Origin of the sequence: Kribbella sp. NPDC051952 (assembly GCF_040680855.1) — a bacterium.
Classification (GTDB): Bacteria; Actinomycetota; Actinomycetes; order Propionibacteriales; family Kribbellaceae; genus Kribbella.
In genome coordinates, this window is sequence record NZ_JBFAXQ010000015.1 from 32,570 (window position 1) to 50,339 (window position 17,770).

The window sequence follows — 17,770 nt, forward strand, 5'->3', positions numbered from 1 at the left end:
GCCGTACAAACAGAGGCATGGATGAATTACGTGAACTGATAGACGGCCCGGTCGTGTTGCCGGGCGACTCGGGCTGGGACGCCGCGCGGGGTGCGTGGCACCTGCTCATCGACCAGCAACCCGTCGCCGTGGTGCAGGCGTCCGGACTTGACGACATCGTCGCCACAGTCCGGTACGCCCGCGACCACGGTCTGGCGGTGACGACTCAGCCGACCGGGCACGGGGCATCGTCGGCCGTGAACGGGACGATCCTGCTCCGTACCGGTGCGCTCACCGCGATCGACGTCGACCTCGAGGCCGGTGTGGTTCGGGTCGGCGCCGGTGTGCAGTGGCGAGACTTGAACGAAGCGCTGACCGGCACCGGGCTGACCAGCCTGCCGGGCAGCAACGGCGACGTCACTGTCGTGGGCTACACGCTCGGCGGCGGGGTCGGCTGGTTCGGACGAAAGTACGGGCAGGCGGCCCAGCGGGTCCGTTGGGTCCGGCTCGTCACGGGCGCCGGCGAGGTCATCGACGTCACGCAGGAGTCGGACCCGGACCTGTTCTGGGCCGTGCGTGGTGGCGGCGGCGACTTCGGGATCGTCGTGGCGATGGAGCTCGAACTGCTGCCCGCCATGGAGATCCAGGGCGGCCGGATGATGTGGCCGATCGAGCACGCCCGCGACGTACTGCGTGCCTTCACCGAGATCTCGGCCACCGCGCCGGACGAGCTGTCGCTGTGGGCGTGGCTGCTGCACTTCCCGGATGTTCCGTTCGTGCCGGAACCCGTACGTGGCAAGTCGTTCGCGGCCGTCGACAGCACATTCCTCGGTACGCCGGACGACGCGGACAAACTGCTCGCTCCGCTCCGGGCGGTCGCCGCGCCGGTGTCGGACGACGTCGCGGCGATCCCGCTGAGCATGGTCGGCAAGATCGCCCAGGAGCCGGAGGACCCGACGCCAGGTTTGATCAAGAGCGTGCTGCTGTCGTCCTTCGACGACGCGGCGATCGACACGCTGCTGAAGGTCGGCGCAGCGGATTCGCCGCTGTTCATCTTCGAGGTGCGGCACCTGGGCGGCGCGTTCGCCCGGCCGGACGAGTCGCACGGTGCGGCCGGCGTGATCGAGGATCCGTACCTGTTCCTGTTCGGCGGCATCGTTGCGGACCCGGCGCTGGCGCCGGTCATCGGCGGCGCGATCGAGCACGTGCAGACGGCGATGGAGCCATGGATCAGCGGCCGGGTCCTGCCGAACTTCTCGGTCGGCGAACCGAACGCCCAGCTCTACCCCGCGGCGACGCAGACCCGGCTCGCGGAGATCAAGAGCCGGGTCGACCCGAACGGGGTGATCCGCAGCAACCACCCCGTCAGCGGCAATCAGCCGACCAGCAATCAGCCGGTCAGCACTCGGCCGGCCGGCTCTCAGCCGGTCAGCTGAAGGTCGAGGTCCCGGGCGATGGCGGCGGCCTGCCGCCTCGTCCGGGCGTTCAGGCGGGACAGGATCGCCGAGACGTGATGGTCGACGGTACGCACCGAGACCACCAGCTTCTCGGCGATCTCCGCGTTCGTCATGCCGTCCATCAGCAGCATCAGCACATCGACCTGCCGATCGGTCAGGCCGGCCGGGTTCTTCCGGGACCGGGCCTGCGCACCACGCGGGATCCGCTGCATCCCCAGCTCCTTCAGCCGGCGCCGCAGCATGCCGGCCGCCGGTGCGGCACCCAGCTCGAGCAGGATCTGCAAGCCTTCCAGCGTCGCCTCCCGGCTCATGGACAGCGCGAGGACGAGCGCTCGCTCGTACGGCGTGTCCTCCCAGGCGTCGAGCCCCTCCTCCAGGCAGCCGCCCCGCCAGCACACGTCGGCGAGCGACAGGTACCGGGCGAGCTCGCGGAAGGCCGGCTCGTCGAGCGTGTGCCCGCCGAGGCTCAGGCGGATCCGGTCCGAGATCTCCGGACGAGCATTGAGCCAGGCCCATTCGGCGTACGACGTTGCGGCGTACGCGAGACCGAGGACGGAACGCTGGGCCTGCGCACGCTGCCAGGCATCGGCCAGCAGGGACCGCGCCTCAGGGTCACCGCGCCGGGCGAGCACCCGGCCGAGGCTCGACGCGCTGAGGACCGACAGCATGCCCGGCTCGTCGACGGTGTCGATCAGCCAGCGCAGGTGCTGCTCGGCGCCGGCCAGGTCGCCCCGGCGCATCAGCAGCAAGGCCCGGTGCGTCTCCAGGTTGTACGTGTGCGAACCGAAGCCACGCTCCTGGGTGAACTCCAGCCCGGCCGCGATGGTCTCGGCCAGCTCGTCCCAGCGGCGGGCGCGGTACAGCATCTCGACTAAGTTCGTGTAGCCCCGCGCGACCGCTTCATGGTCGCCGGTAGCCAGTGCGGCGTCGATGCTGATCCGCAGGTTCTCCAGTCCGCCCGGCTTGCCGAGATCGCACCAGGCGAGGCCGATGTAGTTGAGGCACAACGCGGCGATATCGGTCCGCCCGGTCGCGACCGCGAGGGCATGCGCCTGCGCGAGGTCCGGTGCGGCTTGTTCCGGTGAACCGGTCAGAACCAGCATCATGCCCCGGCACGCGACCGCCGCCGGCCAGACCTCATCGTTGCCCTTAGCAACTTTGAAGGCGCGGTCGACCGCAGCGAGAGCCGCGTCGGTGGCGCCCGCGAGGTAGCAATGCCGCGACTGCTGCAGCAGTGCCTCCGTCAACGGCACGACCTCACCCAGGTGTTCGAACAGTTTCACGGCCTCTGCGCAGCGCGCGACCGCCTCCGGGAAACGGTGGGCGATGTGCAGCTCCCAGGCGAACCCGGCCAGCACCTCGGCCTGCTCGGCCGCCGGCAACCGGTCGACGTACGGGATCACCGCCTCGTACTGCGCGAGCGCCTGGCGGTGCGAGCCCGCCGCGGTCGCGTCGCGGGCGGCCCGGGGCGCGTACTCGACGACCGTGTCGACGTCACCGGCGCGTACCGCGTGGTGCACCAGCGGGTACAGCAGCCGCTCGTGCCCGTAGTCGAGGATCAGCTCCACGATGCGCTTGTTCAGCGCTCGCCGCTGGATCGCCGGCAGCGCTTGCTCGATCGCCCGCCGGGCCAGCTCGTGCCGGAACGCGACAGTGCCGTCGCGGGCCTCGAGGATGCCGCGGAGTTCGGCCCGGGTGATCGCCTCACTGTGGCCGGCCATCAAGATCTCGGCGTACCCGAGGCCGAGCGGCCGCGGGATCACGGAGAGCAACTCGACCGCACTGATGCTGTCGTGGTCCAACGTGTGCAGCCGGGCCAGCGTCGCGTCGACCACGGTCGCAGGTACGGCGTCAGCGGGACCCGCGAGCGCCTCCGTCACGAAGAACGGGTTCCCGTTCGTCAGCCGGTACAACTCGTCGGAATCCCAGCCGGCTTCGGCGGCCATCGACCGTACGGCGTCCTCCGACAACGCCGGGAGCGCGAGCCGATGGACGGTCACGTCGGACAGCGCACCGAGCAGGAGCCGGAGTGGATGCCGAGCATCGATCTCGTCATCACGGAAGGTGAGAACCACGACCAGCCGCAGCTGATCCACCCGCCGCGCCAGGTACCTGAGCAGATCCAGGGTGGCGTCGTCAGCCCAATGCACGTCCTCGATCACCAGCACGGTCGGCTTCGACCCGGCGAACTCCTGGATCACCGGCTCGTACAGATCCCGGTGATCGGCCAGGGCTCGCGCCAACGGCCCGTCGGACCCACGTACGGCGTCACGCAGCGGCTGGAGCGGCGGTGGCGCGAGCATGTCGTCACACGCACCCCGCAGGATCCGGACGGACGGACCGAGCCGACCGACCACTTCACGGACCACGCTGGTCTTCCCGATCCCCGCTTCGCCGGTCAGCAGTACGACGGACCCGCGGTCCGCGTGGACTGCAGTCTGGATGGCGCGGACCGCCCAATCTCGTTCATGTAATCGCATCAGTGAACCCCCGAGCTAGACACAAATGTCCCCGAACCAACTCTGCTGGGACCTGCTGTGGGAAGTGCTTGGGGTCAGCTCAGAAGCGCTGTGGTCTGCGGGCTCGGGGTGGTCTGGAGCTCGGTGGCGAGGAGCTCGGTCAGGGCCTTGTACTGGCGGACCGCGGCGGCGCGGTCGCCCTGGATCAGGTGCAGGGAGATGATCGCGCGGTGGGCCGATTCGAGCAGTGGGTCGTGGCTGACCGCCCGTTGGTAGAGGTCGATGCTCTCCTCGACCCGCCCGTCCGTGGCGCGGGCGTCCGCGAGGGCGAGCAGCGACCGCTCGAACGTCTGCCGGAGGGTCTCCCGGCGCTCGTCGATCCACGCGGCGCCGGCGACGTCGATCAGGTAGTCGCCCTGATAGATCGCGATCACCCGGGCCAGGTCCCCGGCCTCGGCGGCGCCCTCCAGGTCGGCCACGTCGTACGTGTGCTCGAGGGTCCGGTTGAACTCGTACCGTCCGCCGCGGAACGTGATCCAGTCCGAGCGCCCGAGCGTACGGCGGACCTGGTGCAGGCAGGTGTGGAAACTGTTCCGGAGCGTCTGGGCGGAGGCGTCCGGCCAGAGCTCGGCGCCGATCTGGTCCTTCGTGACCGGGCCGGACCCGAGCAGGTAGAAGAACAGCTCGCGGGGTTTCGCATAGCCCCAGGCCGCAGCGTCGAGCACCGTGTCGTTCCGGCGTACCTCCGAGGAGCCGAGGGCCTGGATGTGGAGTGACTCGATCCGGGTCTCCACGATCGTCAACGGCAGCGCGTTCCGGCGGACGTTGGGCTCGACCCCGGCGACCTTGTCGACGGTGAACACCTCGCCCTCGGTCCACGCCGTACGAAAGACCTCCGGCGTCAACGCTGCGCGGGCTGCGTCCAGGGTGGACGCGACCTCGGCTGCCTCGACGGCGGGGACCGGCGTGCCCAGCTTGGTCCGGATCGCGGCCGCGTGGCTCAACAGCCGCACGGCCTTGGCCTGATCGTCGGACAGTGCTGTGGTGGCGAGGGATTCGAGCAGGCTGGCCACCCGCCAGCGGTTGCCGGAGTTGAGGTGGAGCTGGAGGCTCTGGATGAGGAGGTCTGCAGACTCGGTCAGCCGACCTGCCTTGCGCGCCTCCAGGCCCAGTAGGTGCAGAGCCCAGGCCAACGTGACGGTCTGGTGCGCGGGCTCGGCCAGTTGGCGAGCTTGACCGAGGAGGATGTTCGCCGCCGCGGAGTCGCCGCGGTAATGCTCGACAGCGCCCAGCAGTGCAGTCGACCAGGCCAGCCCCTCCCCTGCGCCGTCCTGCTCGTAGCGGGCGCGGGCTTCCCGCAACAGCTCGTCCGCGTGGTCCAGCTCGCCGGCGAGCAGTTCACGCATGCCCAGGTAGTCGATGGCGCGGGAGAGCTTCCACTCGACACCCAGCTCCCGCCACAGCTCGATGCACCGCAGGCCGAGCCGCCGTGACTCGTCGTACTCGCCCCTGCGCATCGCGACGCCACCGAGCCAGTGCAACTCACGCGCCTCGGCGGTCGGATCGCCGGCGGCCTTCTGCGCGGTGAACAGGGCGCGCAGATGTGTGGCGGCCAACTCGGCGTCACCTTGCAGGTGGGCCAGTGTGCCGAGTGCCATCTGCGCATCGGCTCGCAGCTCGGCGGGGACCGGACCGGGTAACGCCAGTACGCGTTCCAGCATGTCCCGCGCGTCCTGGTACCAGCCGAGCAGGTACGACGGCCACCACAACCCGACCACGAGCCGGGTCGCGGCCTCCGCCTCATGGCGCTCGATGTGCCCGATCACTGCAGCCCTGATGGTGTGGCGCTCGACGAACAGCAGATCAAGCCAGTCCTGCTGTTCCTCGCCCTCCAACCGATCCGCCGCGCGCTCGACCAGATCGAGTGCGTACGCCGCCAGCCGCTGGACCGGACCGGTGTCCGAACCGAGCCGGTACGCCGCGTACTGCCGGACCACGTTGAGCAGGCGGTACTGCACCTCGTCGCCTTGTTCCACCATCACCAGCGAGCGATTCACCAACCGGGACAGGGATTGCAGCACATCGTGTCCGCGCAGTACGGCGACTGCCTCGACCGCGTCGACACTGAAGTTCGCCGGAAAGACGGACAGCTGCGCCAGCAACTCCTGCTCCGGCGGATCCAGCAGACCCCAGCTCCAGTCCAAGGCGTCACGCAAGGTCCGATGTCGCGGCATCGCCTCCCGATCGCCACGCGTCAGTACGGCGAGGCTGTCGTCCAACCGGCTCGCGATCTGCGCCGGCGACAAGGTCGGGATCCACGCCGCCGCGAGCTCGATCGCCAGTGGTACGCCGTCCAGCCGGGCACAGATCTCCGCGATATCCGACGCATTCGCCTCGGTCCGTTCGAACGTGTAAGACGCCGCCTGCGCCCGATCGACGAACAATCGGGTCGCCGCCTCGGCCAACGGCGGTACGGCGAAGGCCAGCTCACCCGCGATCCCCAGCGCCTCCTGGCTGGTCGCGAGCACGGTGAGCTTCGGGCAGCTCCGCAGCAGCTCACCGATCAGCGGGGCGATCGGCTCGAGTACATGTTCGCAGTTGTCCACCACCAGGAGTGACGGGCCGCCGGACAGCCGCCGCATCACCGCCTCACTCGTTGCCTCGGGCAACTCAAGCACATCGGCCAGGGCGGTCAGCACCCCCGCGGCGCCGTCCATCGGCCCGGTCGTGGCCAGGCCGACCCACCGGACCGCGGCGTACCGGGGGCGCAACCGATCGGCCAGCGCCACCGCCAGCCTGGTCTTGCCCCCACCCCCGGGTCCGGTCAGTGTCACCAGCCGATGTGCTCGGACCAGCTCCGCCAGTTCGGCCAGCTCACTCTCCCGGCCGACAAAACTCGACAACCGAACGGGGAGATTCCCCTCCGCCACGGCCTCAGACTAGCGGGCAAGGAGCCGATTCCATCAGCACTTCAGGAGCGAGAACCGGTCGTCGCACTCGACCACCTCACCCGGCGTCAGCCCCGCGGCCGCGGCCAGCGCCATCCATTCCTGCTCGGTCCGGTCCGCCCCGCCGGCGACCGCCATCATCTCGATGTCGTCGAACTTCGAGTAATGCCGCCCGTTCCCGGCCGGGATCATGGTCTCGGCGATCAGCACCGGCCGACCGGGAGCCGCGAGTACACGCAGGATCTCGATCGCCTGCTCGTCGGCGAAGTTGTGCAGGCAGCTCTTGATCAGATACGCGTCACCGGGCGGAACCTCGACGAAGAAGTCACCGGCCACCAGCTCGACGCGATCGGTCAATCCGGCTGCTTCGAAGGCCTTTGCGGCATCCGGAAGTACCTCGGGCAGCTCCAGCAGCACTCCCCGCAGCTTCGGATACGCGCGGAGTAGCTCGATCAGCAACGCCCCGGATCCACCGCCGACGTCGACAACAACGTCGTACGCCGAGAAGTCGTGCGCGCGGACGATCGGTCCCATCGCCTGACCATGGAAGGCCGTGGCCGCCGCACCGAAGATCTTGGCGTCGTCCGGGTGCTCGGCGAGGTGCTGGTAGATGGTCCGCCCGAAGATGTGGTCGAACGCGGGCTCGCCGGTCCGCACGGTGTGCGTGAGGTGCGCGTACGGCGTCCAGAACGGCTCCAGCGCGAACATCCTCGCCGCTTCCCGCAGCGACCCCGGTACGCCGGAACGCAGCAGGCCGGCCGTCTCCGTCAGACCGAATCGGCCGTCCGGGTCCTCCTCGAAAACGCCGACGCTCGCGGCCGCACGGAGCAGCCGGTAGAGCGCTCGCGGTTGCGCGCCGACGCGCTCGGCCAGCTCGGCCGGGGTCAGCGGTTTCTCCGCCACCTCGTCGGCCACGCCCAGCTCGGCGAGCGTCGCGAGTACCGGCGGGATCCATTTCGCGGTCAGGAACCCCATCAGCTCCTGCCTGGCTGTCGTCGTCACCCTTCCCCCTTAGTCAGGTTGCCTGACCATGAAGGTAAGGTAACCTGACCGTCATGTCAACGCCAAGGTACTTCGGGCTGCTCCGACTCGCCTTCGACCAGGCGCTCGCCACGGTGCTGGCCGAGGTCGGCCCGCAGCATCCGGAACTGCGGCCCGCGCACCTGCAGTTGTTCCGGTTCGGTGGGATCGACGGCTCGCACACCGCCGAGCTCGCGGCGCACGCCGGGATGACGAAGCAGTCGATGCACGAGCTCGTCACGCACCTCGAGCGGCACGGCTACCTGGTCCGCGAGGCTGACCCGGTCGACCCGCGGGCGAAACGGGTCCGGCTCACCACGGCCGGCCAGCAGTTGGAGCGGCAGATCAACGCCGCGATCGCGGACCTGCTCGACAGCTGGGAGAAGCGCCTCGGCACCGAGCGGTTCGATCAGTTGTGGAACACCCTCCAGGAGCTGACCGGGGAGACCGCCTTGCCGGATCGTGCGCGGATCCGCGTACCGAAGAACGGGTAGTGGTGGAGGGCGACCGGCGGCGCCGGTAGTCGCTAGGCGTGCGTCGACTCACGGGAACTGACTACTACCCGTCCTTGCGTACAGTGTCTGAGGCCTGAAGGAGGTTGCGGTGCGGATCGTCGTTTATGGCGCGGGTGGGATCGGGTGCTATGTGGGCGGGCGGCTCGCGGCGACCGGGGCTCCGGTGACGTTTGTCGGGCGGCAGCGGATGGCGGACGAGTTGGCCGAGCATGGTCTGCGGCTGACCGACTACCTGGGCGCGGAGCTGCGGGTCGAGCCGGATGAGATCCGGTACGAGACGAGTCCGGTGGCGGCCGCGGAGGCGGATCTTGTACTCGTCACCGTGAAGTCGGCCGCGACCGAGGGTGCGGCCGACGAGTTGGCCGGCGTACTCAAGCCGGGCGCGATCGTGGTGAGCTTTCAGAACGGCGTACGCAATGGGGAGATGTTGCGGGCGCGGCTGACGGATCAGGTCGTGGTGACCGGGATGGTCCCGTTCAACGTGCTGAACCGGGGCGGCGGGGTGTTCCACCAGGGCACCGAGGGCGCGCTCGATGTCCAGGCTCATCCCGGACTGGCGCCGTACCTGGAGGCCTTTGCGAAGGCCGGGCTGCCGCTCGCGCAGCACGACGACATCCTGCCGGTGCAGTGGGCGAAGCTCCTGCTGAACCTGAACAACCCGATCAACGCGCTCTCGAACCTGCCGCTTCGCGACGAATTGTCCCAGCGCTCCTACCGCCGCTGCCTGGCCGCAGCCCAGGCCGAGACGCTCGGATTGCTGGCCGCGAAGGGCATCGAGCCGGCCCAACTGCTGCCAGTGCCGATGCGCCGCTTCCCGATGATCCTGCGTCTGCCGGACTTCTTGTTCCGGCGCCTGGCGAGCAAGATGCTCGCGATCGACCCACTCGCCCGTACGTCGATGTGGGAGGACCTCGAGGCCGGCCGGGTCACCGAGATCGACTACCTGAACGGCGAAGTCGTCCGGCTCGCCGAGTCCCTCGATCGGCCCGCTCCGGTCAATCGCAAGCTCGTCGCGTTGATCCGCGAGGCCGAGGTCGACCGCCGCGCGTGGTCGGGCGCCGATCTACTCCGCGAGCTTCAGCGGTAGCTGCGCGCGGACGTCGATGCCAACCAGGCCGTACGTGAAGCCGAGGTGCTCGTTCAGCCGCCGCATGTTCTCGTTGCCTTCCTGGGTCCACGTGTAGATCTCCGTGATCCCATGCTCCGCGGCCCAGGCCATGCTCGACCGCTTGAGCGTCGACGCGACCGCCTTCCCCCGCCATTCCCGACGTACGCCGGTGTACGCGACCTCGGCCCGCTCCGGCCGGTCGGTGTCGAGCATCAGGCCCGCCACCCCGATCACGTCATCGCCGGCAACCGCGAGGAACATCGCGGCCGGATCGTTGATCCACTCGGTCGCCCACTCCTCGGCCGAGACGTCCAGCGGCTTCGGCAGGTCCATGTCCGGGAACGTCGGCAACGCCACCTGCTCGTACGCCGCCGCCCACAACTCCGGCCGCTCCGCGACCGTCACGATCCGGTACTCCGAGGGCGCGGCCGGCCAGGCCTCGTCCCCGATCGGGCGGACCTGCTCGACCTGACGCTTGACCTCCGCGAACCCGAACCGGTGCGCGAACGCGAGCGACCCCTCGTCGTCCACGCTGGCGCCGGCAACGTCGTACCCGAGCCCGGCGGCATGCTCGGACAGCGCGAGCAGCATCCGTGTGCCGACACCCTGCCGTCGCCTCTCCGGACGCACTCTCGCGGCAACCGAGGCCCGGCCACCTTCGCTGGACCGGTCGGACAGCCCGCTGCCGACGACCTCACCGTCCACCTCGGCCAGCAGGAGCAACCGCTCCGGGCTCTCCATCGCCCGCATCTCGGCAACGCTGGGACACCGCTCGTACGGCAGCACCGCGATCCGCACCTGGCGCCAAGCTTCGTAGTCCGCGTCGGTCTCGACGGCCCGGATCTCGATCATGCCCTCAGCATGCCTCACCGGAGGGCAATCTGCTCACCATTTGTTGTCTCAATATATGAGCAAGAAAGTCTCGTATACTGAGCGCATGGCGAACTACGACGTAGCGGTGGTGGGTGGGAGCGTGGCGGGGTTGCAGGCCGCGCTGACGTTGGGACGGGCTCGGCGGCGGGTGGTGTTGTTCGATGACGGGAAACCGCGGAATCGGGCCGCAGCCCACGTGCACAACTACCTGGGAGTCGAGGATCCGGCGCCGGACAAGCTGCTGGCGGTCGGGCGAAGGCAGGCACAGGAGTACGGCGCTGAGGTGCGGGACAGCCGGCTCGAGGACATCGACGCGGACGGCGAGGGCTTCGTCGTTGCCGGGGATCGGGTCCGGGCCGTCGTACTCGCGACCGGGTTGTGGGATGAGCTGCCGGATGTGCCTGGGGTGAAGGAGTCCTGGGGACGGCAGGTGGTGGCGTGTCCGCACTGTCATGGCTGGGAAGTGCGGGATCAGCCGTTGGTCCAGCTCGGGATGCGCGGGATGCCGGAGCGGTCAGTTGCCCGGGCGTTGCTGCTGAGTCGGTGGAGCAGTGCGGTCACGCTGTGCACGGACGGCGATGAGCTGGGCGAAGACCAGGTGGCGCGGTTGGGCAAGGCGGGTGTGACGGTCCGGACCGAGAAGGTCGAGGCCGTGGACGAACAGGTCCGGGTGCGGTTGGCGACCGGCGAGACGCTGGCACCGCGGTCGGTGTTCGTGGTGGTTCGGCAGCATCAGCAGAGTGACCTTGCTGAGCGGATCGGCTGCCGGATCGTCGACAAAGCAGTCGCGACCGACGAGAGCGGACGGACGAGCATGCCTGGTGTCTGGGCAGTCGGTACGACGGCTGTGCCGGCCCTATTCGCGATCGGCGCGGCCGGTCACGCGAGTACTGCGGCCATTGCCCTCCACGCCGACCTGCTGGAGCAGGACCTAGAGACGAGCAGCGGGCGGTAGCAGACTCGGGTCGGCGACCGGCCAGTCCCCGGGAGTCGACCCGAGCCTGTCCAGCTCGTCCAATTGCAACAGGCACCAAGGAGACAGACCGGGAACGTCACGTACGGACGCCCAGTCGACCCAGCGGTACGCCGCAACCTCCGCCGGGTTGAGTGTGGGCTCACCGGACCACACGGTCCGGTAGACCGGGCACAGCTCGTTCTCGACCACTCCGCTCGGCATCTCCGCGCGGTACCGGAACTCGGGCAGCACCAGCTCGAGCGACTCCACCTGGATCCCGAGCTCGTCGACCAGCCGCCGCCGGACCGCGTCCGCGACCGGCTCGTCCGGCAATGGGTGCCCGCAGCAACTGTTGGTCCAGACGCCCGGCCAGGTCGGCTTGTCCGCAGCCCGCTGGGTCAGCAGCACCCGTCCGGCCGGGTCGATCACGTAACCGGAGAAGGCCAGATGCAACGGTGTCGCCGCGTGATGAACCGTCGCCTTCGCCTCGGTCCCGATCGCCCGGCCATCGTCGTCCAGCAGTACAACCCGCTCCTCCGTCACACCCAGGAGCCTAATCGGGATAGGCAATTCCTACCGATGTGGGCATGGCCCCGCCGTCCGTACAACAGATGGTATGGACCTCAGCAGCCTGGAACCCGTCCCGTACGACGTGAGCTCGCCAACCACCGCCGGCCTGTACCGCGGTGACGGGCGGTTCGTGAAGGTCCTGCGCTCGTACCGCGACTGGCCCATGCTCCCCCTCCTCCCCGAGGACTTCCGCCGCATCGCGCTCGACACCGACCTCTGGCGTTACGAAGCAGACGTCTACCTCGACGGACTCGCCGATTCACTCCCGACCGGCCTCCGGCTCCCCGTCCTCTACGACGTCCAGGAGCCGGACCCGGATCACGTCGTCATGGTGCTCGAGGACGTCGAGACGACCGACGCGCCCTGGGATCACGACCGCTACGGCCTGGCCGCCGAACTCCTCGCTCGTGTCAACGTCCGCCTGACCAAGAACGACGCCCTCCCGGCCCCGGTCGGCCGGACGCCGGAACGCCTGACCCGGGCGATGGTCGACGGATTCGTCCGCCGCCTCGTCCTCCCGGCGCTCCTCGATGACGACGCGGTCTGGACGCATCCACTCCTGGTCGACGCGCACGACGTACGCCACGGCCTGGCCGAGCTCGCCGCGCGCATTCCCACCATCCTGGACGACCGCGCCGGGCGGCCGCAGCTCCTCAGCCACGGCGACGCGTGCCCGCAAAACCTTCTCCTGCAGGGCGATGGGTTCGTCGCGGTCGACTGGTCCCCGAACGCAATGGTTGCCGCAGGCGACGATCTCGGCCAGCTACTGATCGGCCGGGCGCATCAGGGCGAGCTCGGCGTCGAGGAGTTCGCCGTACTGCGGGAGCTCGTCGTCGACCGGTATCACGCCGGGTTGGTCGCCGAGGGATGCGAGTCGATCGGCGTGGACGACGTACGGGCCGGCATGGACGGGTCCTTGCTGCTGCGGAGTGCGTTCCTCTCGCTGCCGGTCGGGCGCCTGACTTGGCCGATCACGCCGGAGCTGGCCGGGTTGATGAAGGACCGGCTCGATCTAACCCGATTCCTGCTGGGACTCGAGACTGCTAATCTGACCGCGTGATCAGGCGAGGCGTGACGTATCGACCGGCTCTGGGAGGAGCCGGTATTCGGTAGTCCGCACAACTCGCTCCACCCAGAGCCTCCGAGGCAGGAACCATCCGGTTCCTGCCTCTTTCCGTTGTTCGGAGGCGCTGGCGAGGGTGCCTCCCCTGGTGAGAGGAACCCCATGAACACGGTCGTCGACCGGTTACGGCGTACCACCGACTCCATCATCGGCGAGGCCGATCTGCGCGAACGACTGGCGTCCGGGCGGCCGCTGCGGATCAAGTACGGCGTCGACTGCACGGCACCCGATCTCCATCTCGGGCATGCGGTCAACCTGTGGATGATGCGGCAACTGCAGGACCTCGGCCACCGGGTCGTGTTCCTGCTCGGCGATCTGACCACGCGGGTCGGCGATCCGACCGGCCGCTCGGAAACGCGACCGGTGCTCACCCCGGCGGAGATCGACGCGAACGCGGCGTCGTTCCTCGAGCAGGTGTCGCTGGTCCTGCGCACCGATCCCGAGGTGTTCGAGGTACGGCGCAATTCCGAGTGGTACGACGGGATGCGGGTGGCGGAGCTGCTGGGGCTGTTCGGCCAGGTCACACAGGCCCAGCTGATGAGCCGGGACATGTTCCGGGACCGGGTCGCGGCTGGGCGGGAGATCGCCGTCCACGAGCTGGTCTACCCGGTGCTGCAGGGGTACGACAGCTTCGCGATGCAGAGCGATCTGACGATCGTCGGTTCGGACCAGCTGTTCAACGAGCAGCTCGGGCGGCACTTCCAGCAGCGGTTAGGTGCGCCGCCGCAGGTGGTGATCACGACGACGATCACGCCGGGCATCGACGGACGCGCGAAACAGTCGAAGTCGCTGAACAACTACATCGGGCTGACCGACAGCCCACGGGACAAGTTCGGCAAGGTGATGAGCATCCCGGACTCGCTCGTCGAGCCGTACGCGCGGGTATACACCGAGCTGCCCGCGGACACGGTCGCCGCGCTCGGATCCGCTGCCACGCATGCCGGCCCGGCTGCTCGTGACGCGAAGCTCCGGCTGGCCGCCGCGGTGGTGACGCGCTACCACGGCGCGGGTTCGGCGAAGGCCGAGCTGGACGCGTTCCGGCGTACCTTCTCCGAGCGCGGCGAGCCGGCGGACATCCCGGTGATCACCGTGACCGGGACGACCACGCTCGACCTGTTGCGGGCGGCACGGCCCGATGACAGCAATTCGGAACTCCGGCGGCTGATCCGGCAGGGCGCGGTCAGCATCAACGGCGTCCGCGCGGACGATCCGGCCGGAACCGTTGACCTCACGACCGACGTAGTGCTCAAGTCAGGCGCACGGACCTGGCACCGGATCAGAGGACATTGATCACTGTGGACACAAAGACCGTCGAGGCGTTGATCAGCGTCGGCGACAGATTCGTGGGACGGGCGCCGGCATTCGAGGTGGAACCGCCCTGGTGGCAGGAAGTCGAGGGAATCACCCGGCACCTCGACGAACTGCTCGGCGTACCGACGATGGTGCTGCGACTGCTGCACGCGGACGAGGCCGTGATCGGACGTGGCGGACGGGCCGTCTACCACGTGCAGGCGCTGGCTGAGCCACGGGCCGGTGTGCTCAACGAGACGCCGTACGACGATTGGGACGCGATCCTCGCGCCGCACCCGCTGCGGGCGACGTGGGCCGAGGTCGACGGGCCGAGCCGGCTGATCGCCTGGGCGCAGGACACCATCGGCCCGCTCGATCCGGTCCAGGTGAAGAGCTGGAATCTGTCGAGTTTGATTCGCTTCAAGGGCGCGTGGGCCAAGGCCACGAGCCGCTTCGGCAGTGTCGACGCGGACATCATCGAGCACATCCATCGGTACGACGAAACCCTCGCACCGACCGTACTGGCGACATCTGCCGCGGACCGTTGGTCGCTCCTCGCCCACGCACCCGGGATCGACTGCTGGGAACCGGATCGGCCGACGGTCGAGGACGTCGTGAGCCGGTGGGTCGCTGTCCAGGCTGCACTCGCTCTTGAGGTTGACGAGCTGAACGCACCCGCTTCGCGACCGGAGGACCTGGGTGACGAGGTGTCCCGGCTGCTGACCGTCGTACCGCTGTCCGACGACGACGTACTCGACGTCAAACGGCTGCTGTCGACACTGCCCGCGATCCTCAACGAATTAACGGCTTCGGGCTTGCCGATCACGCTCGTGCACGGCGACTTCCATCCCGGGAACTGGCGTTCGGATGGCACGAACCGCGCGATCGTCGACTGGGCCGACAGCTTCATCGGGCATCCGGCCGTCGACATCCAGCGCCTCCACGGCTGGTTGCCCGCGGACAAGGGCGAGCATGCCGTCGAGGTGTGGGCAGCGGCCTGGAAACGTGCGCTCCCAGGCAGCGACCCACTCCGCGCGCTCCGGCCGATGACAGTGCTGGGCCGCCTGGTCTATGCCTGCATGTACCAGCGCTTCCTGGACAACATCGAGCCCTCGGAGTGGATCTACCATCAGGACGATCCACGTCACGAACTCCAGGCCGCCGTCGAAGCTACGCGGGCTTCCGGGTGGTGACCAGCCAGGCCGCGGAGGGGAAGGTGACGCCGCCTGCCGAGTAGTGCGAGACCAAGGTCCGGCGCAGGTTGGTCATCGCCCGGGTGAGCTCGTCGGGATCGAGATCGTCGAGCAGCCAGCCCAGCACGCCCAGGACGAAGTCCACAGCGGTCGGTACGTCGGGACCCCAGTACATGCGCTCCTTGACCGGCTCACATTCGGGCGTGGCGAAGCCTGCGGCCGTGAGGATCTGCGCGATCCGCGCCGGGTCGGCGAGGGCGAACGGGCTCGGTGCGTCCGGCGGCGGGGACGGGAGGGTCCGGCCGACCGCGAGGGCGGTGGTGAGTTCGGTGAACCACGGGTTCTGGCTCGGCGGCTGCCAGACGAGCAGGGACAGCCGTCCGCCCGGCTTCACCGCGCGCGCGAGGTTGGTGAAGGCCTCGACCTGGTCGCCGAAGAACATGCAGCCGGTCCGGCTGAGGAGTACGTCGTACGCCTCCGGCTCGAACGGGTGCACCTGGGCGTCGGCCTGGAGGTACGTCGCATTCCCGGTACCCGCATCGCGGGCCCGCAGGGCGGCCACGGTGAGCATGGGAGACGAGAGGTCGACGCCGAGCGCCGTACCCGATCCGGCCAACCAGGCGGCGGACCGCGTCGTGCTGCCGGTTCCGCAGCCGACGTCGAGCACCTGGTCACCGTCACGGATCCCGGCCGCTCGGAGCAGCCAGTCGTCGTACCGCTGCAGGCTGTGCTCGAACAGTTCGGCATGCTCCGCCCAGAACACACCTTCCGCGGTGTCCCAAGCGGTCAACTGGTCCGCGTTCGCCGGGGCGACCCACGCGGTGTCGGTGCTGGTCATCCTGATCCCCTCTCGTTGCTGTGCTCTACGGATCAATCCGCAGTCCGGTTCACGGCACCTTTTCCCCGTAGTGTTCGGACCCATGAGGATCTTGGTGACGGGCGCGACCGGGAACGCCGGTGGCGCGGTGGTGCAATCGCTGGCGGCGCAGGGGATCCCGGGGCGCGCACTGATCCGGTCAGAACGGGAACTGCCGGCCGGCATCGAGCCTGTGTACGGCGACCTGAACCGGCCAGACACGTTCGTCGACGCGTTGGCCGGGGTCACCGGGATCTTCCTGCTCAGCGGCTACGAGCGGACCGATGAATTACTCGCCAATGCGGTGCAGGCCGGTGTCCGGAAGGTCGTGCTGCTGTCGAGCAGCTCGTTGGACAGTGCGGACACGTCGAACGCGGTCGCCGCTTACCACCAGGCTGCCGAGAACGCCGTTCGGTCGTCGGGGCTGGAGTGGACCTTTCTGCGGCCGAATTCCTTCATGTCCAACACGTTGCGCTGGCTCGACCAGGTGCGCGCGGGTGATGTCGTCCGCGTCCAGTTTCCTGAGGTACCGATCTCGACGATCCACCCGCGCGACATCGCGGACGTCGCAGTCCGCGCGTTGCAGGGTGAGCGGGACGGCGAGATCCTGCGGCTCACGGGGCCGGTCGCACTGACCCCCGGCGAGCAGGTGGAGATCCTGGGTGCGGGCATCGGGCGGACGTTGACGGCGTACGCGATGAGCCGTGCGGAGACCCACGACGACCTGTTCGCGTCGATGCCGGAGCCGTATGCGCAAGCGATCGAGGGCTTCTTCGGTGATGGCCTGGTCGACGAGACCTCCGTCACCGACACGGTCGCCCAGGTCACCGGCAACGCACCACGGACCCTGCAGGACTGGGTCCGCGAGAACGCCGCTCTGTTTGCTTAAAGCGTGGGGCTGAGGGCGGCGATGTACTCGGTGCCGGAGCAGGTCGTCCCCAGCCGCGGGAACAGCTTCGCGACCGCGAACTCGTGCGCCTCCTGGGTCAGACCCGTCATCGCGTCGGTGATGTAGAGGGTGTTGTAGCCGAGGTCGTCTGCGGCGCGGCCGGTGGATTCGACGCCGAAGTTCGTCGCGATCCCTGCCAGGGCGACCGTTTCGATGTCGCGGGCCTGGAGCTCCGCGTCCAGAGTCGACCGGCCGAACGCGCCGATCGAACGCTTCACGATCTCCAGGTCACCTGGCTGCGGATCCACCTCCGGCGCGAACCCGCTGCCCTCCGGCTGGACGTGCACGCCCGGTCGTTCGACCCGGACGTTCACCACCAGACCGCCGACCGATCGCGTCGCCTTCGCCAGCGCGACGCAGCGCTCGAGCACCACCGGGCCGGCCAGCGGGGCGGTGTCGAGCGCGACGATCCGCGGCATCAGATCGATCAGAACGAGTGCGGTACGACGAGGGTCCAGGCTGAGCGAGGTCACAC

Annotated in this window: 15 protein-coding genes; 8 read left to right on the top strand and 7 right to left on the bottom strand. The window is 68.9% G+C overall.

The window, feature by feature from the left end:
* The first annotated feature begins 17 nt into the window (after positions 1-17).
* Complete coding sequence (locus AB0L70_RS26000; RefSeq protein WP_363688447.1) at positions 18-1,415, top strand: FAD-binding oxidoreductase; 1,398 nt, start codon at positions 18-20, stop codon at positions 1,413-1,415.
* Here the strand turns inward: AB0L70_RS26000 and AB0L70_RS26005 are convergent.
* From AB0L70_RS26005 to AB0L70_RS26015, 3 genes are all read right to left on the bottom strand, one after another.
* Positions 1,400-3,916: an AAA family ATPase gene (locus tag AB0L70_RS26005; protein WP_363688449.1), complete on the bottom strand. Its 2,517-nt coding sequence runs from the start codon at positions 3,914-3,916 to the stop codon at positions 1,400-1,402. The genes AB0L70_RS26000 and AB0L70_RS26005 overlap by 16 nt on opposite strands.
* 74 nt (positions 3,917-3,990) lie before the next feature.
* Positions 3,991-6,825, bottom strand: a complete 2,835-nt coding sequence (locus AB0L70_RS26010; RefSeq protein ID WP_363688451.1) for a BTAD domain-containing putative transcriptional regulator — start codon at positions 6,823-6,825, stop codon at positions 3,991-3,993.
* A gap of 33 nt (positions 6,826-6,858) precedes the next feature.
* Positions 6,859-7,845: a methyltransferase gene (locus AB0L70_RS26015; RefSeq protein WP_363688453.1), complete on the bottom strand. Its 987-nt coding sequence runs from the start codon at positions 7,843-7,845 to the stop codon at positions 6,859-6,861.
* Between the two features lie 53 nt (positions 7,846-7,898).
* Here AB0L70_RS26015 and AB0L70_RS26020 point away from each other — a divergent pair, with 53 nt between their 5' ends.
* Together AB0L70_RS26020 and AB0L70_RS26025 are read left to right on the top strand one after the other, a co-directional pair.
* Positions 7,899-8,357 carry a MarR family winged helix-turn-helix transcriptional regulator gene (locus tag AB0L70_RS26020; RefSeq protein ID WP_363688455.1) on the top strand — a complete coding sequence of 153 codons (459 nt, stop codon included), beginning with the start codon at positions 7,899-7,901 and terminating at the stop codon, positions 8,355-8,357.
* 109 nt (positions 8,358-8,466) lie between these two features.
* Positions 8,467-9,465 carry a 2-dehydropantoate 2-reductase gene (locus tag AB0L70_RS26025; protein ID WP_363688457.1) on the top strand — a complete coding sequence of 333 codons (999 nt, stop codon included), beginning with the start codon at positions 8,467-8,469 and terminating at the stop codon, positions 9,463-9,465.
* Here the strand turns inward: AB0L70_RS26025 and AB0L70_RS26030 are convergent.
* Complete coding sequence (locus tag AB0L70_RS26030; RefSeq protein WP_363688459.1) at positions 9,442-10,338, bottom strand: GNAT family N-acetyltransferase; 897 nt, start codon at positions 10,336-10,338, stop codon at positions 9,442-9,444. The two genes, AB0L70_RS26025 and AB0L70_RS26030, sit on opposite strands and share 24 nt — an antisense overlap.
* Positions 10,339-10,423: 85 nt before the next feature.
* Here AB0L70_RS26030 and AB0L70_RS26035 point away from each other — a divergent pair, with 85 nt between their 5' ends.
* A complete protein-coding gene (locus AB0L70_RS26035) occupies positions 10,424-11,314 on the top strand; it encodes an NAD(P)/FAD-dependent oxidoreductase (protein WP_363688461.1) in 891 nt (296 codons plus the stop codon).
* On the opposite strand, the gene idi is transcribed toward AB0L70_RS26035, so the two are convergent.
* Positions 11,291-11,857 (bottom strand): isopentenyl-diphosphate Delta-isomerase, encoded by a 567-nt coding sequence (gene idi / locus AB0L70_RS26040; protein ID WP_363688463.1) that lies wholly within the window; start codon positions 11,855-11,857, stop codon positions 11,291-11,293. The two genes, AB0L70_RS26035 and idi, sit on opposite strands and share 24 nt — an antisense overlap.
* Positions 11,858-11,930: 73 nt before the next feature.
* Between idi and AB0L70_RS26045 the strand changes: the two genes are divergently transcribed.
* The 3 genes from AB0L70_RS26045 (at position 11,931) to AB0L70_RS26055 (ending at position 15,490) form a co-directional block, all read left to right on the top strand.
* Entirely contained in the window at positions 11,931-12,944 is a 1,014-nt protein-coding gene (locus AB0L70_RS26045; RefSeq protein WP_363688465.1) for a hypothetical protein, read from the top strand.
* Between the two features lie 165 nt (positions 12,945-13,109).
* A complete protein-coding gene (gene tyrS / locus AB0L70_RS26050; RefSeq protein WP_363688467.1) occupies positions 13,110-14,297 on the top strand; it encodes a tyrosine--tRNA ligase in 1,188 nt (395 codons plus the stop codon).
* A gap of 5 nt (positions 14,298-14,302) precedes the next feature.
* A complete protein-coding gene (locus tag AB0L70_RS26055; protein WP_363688469.1) occupies positions 14,303-15,490 on the top strand; it encodes an aminoglycoside phosphotransferase family protein in 1,188 nt (395 codons plus the stop codon).
* Here the strand turns inward: AB0L70_RS26055 and AB0L70_RS26060 are convergent.
* Positions 15,468-16,328 carry a methyltransferase domain-containing protein gene (locus AB0L70_RS26060; protein ID WP_363688471.1) on the bottom strand — a complete coding sequence of 287 codons (861 nt, stop codon included), beginning with the start codon at positions 16,326-16,328 and terminating at the stop codon, positions 15,468-15,470. The two genes, AB0L70_RS26055 and AB0L70_RS26060, sit on opposite strands and share 23 nt — an antisense overlap.
* Positions 16,329-16,410: 82 nt before the next feature.
* Between AB0L70_RS26060 and AB0L70_RS26065 the strand changes: the two genes are divergently transcribed.
* Complete coding sequence (locus AB0L70_RS26065; RefSeq protein ID WP_363688473.1) at positions 16,411-17,235, top strand: NAD(P)H-binding protein; 825 nt, start codon at positions 16,411-16,413, stop codon at positions 17,233-17,235.
* On the opposite strand, the gene AB0L70_RS26070 is transcribed toward AB0L70_RS26065, so the two are convergent.
* Positions 17,232-17,768, bottom strand: a complete 537-nt coding sequence (locus tag AB0L70_RS26070) for an isochorismatase family protein (protein ID WP_363688475.1) — start codon at positions 17,766-17,768, stop codon at positions 17,232-17,234. The two genes, AB0L70_RS26065 and AB0L70_RS26070, sit on opposite strands and share 4 nt — an antisense overlap.
* Positions 17,769-17,770: the final 2 nt, after the last annotated feature.

Excerpts from the sequence above, each read along its gene's own strand:
- AB0L70_RS26000 (WP_363688447.1), top strand. The coding sequence starts at position 18 with ATGGATGAATTACGTGAACTGATAGACGGCCCGGTCGTGTTGCCGGGC.
- AB0L70_RS26005 (WP_363688449.1), bottom strand. The coding sequence starts at position 3,916 with ATGCGATTACATGAACGAGATTGGGCGGTCCGCGCCATCCAGACTGCA.
- AB0L70_RS26020 (WP_363688455.1), top strand. The coding sequence starts at position 7,899 with ATGTCAACGCCAAGGTACTTCGGGCTGCTCCGACTCGCCTTCGACCAG.
- AB0L70_RS26030 (WP_363688459.1), bottom strand. The coding sequence starts at position 10,338 with ATGATCGAGATCCGGGCCGTCGAGACCGACGCGGACTACGAAGCTTGG.
- AB0L70_RS26035 (WP_363688461.1), top strand. The coding sequence starts at position 10,424 with ATGGCGAACTACGACGTAGCGGTGGTGGGTGGGAGCGTGGCGGGGTTG.
- AB0L70_RS26045 (WP_363688465.1), top strand. The coding sequence starts at position 11,931 with ATGGACCTCAGCAGCCTGGAACCCGTCCCGTACGACGTGAGCTCGCCA.
- tyrS (WP_363688467.1), top strand. The coding sequence starts at position 13,110 with ATGAACACGGTCGTCGACCGGTTACGGCGTACCACCGACTCCATCATC.
- AB0L70_RS26060 (WP_363688471.1), bottom strand. The coding sequence starts at position 16,328 with ATGACCAGCACCGACACCGCGTGGGTCGCCCCGGCGAACGCGGACCAG.
- AB0L70_RS26065 (WP_363688473.1), top strand. The coding sequence starts at position 16,411 with ATGAGGATCTTGGTGACGGGCGCGACCGGGAACGCCGGTGGCGCGGTG.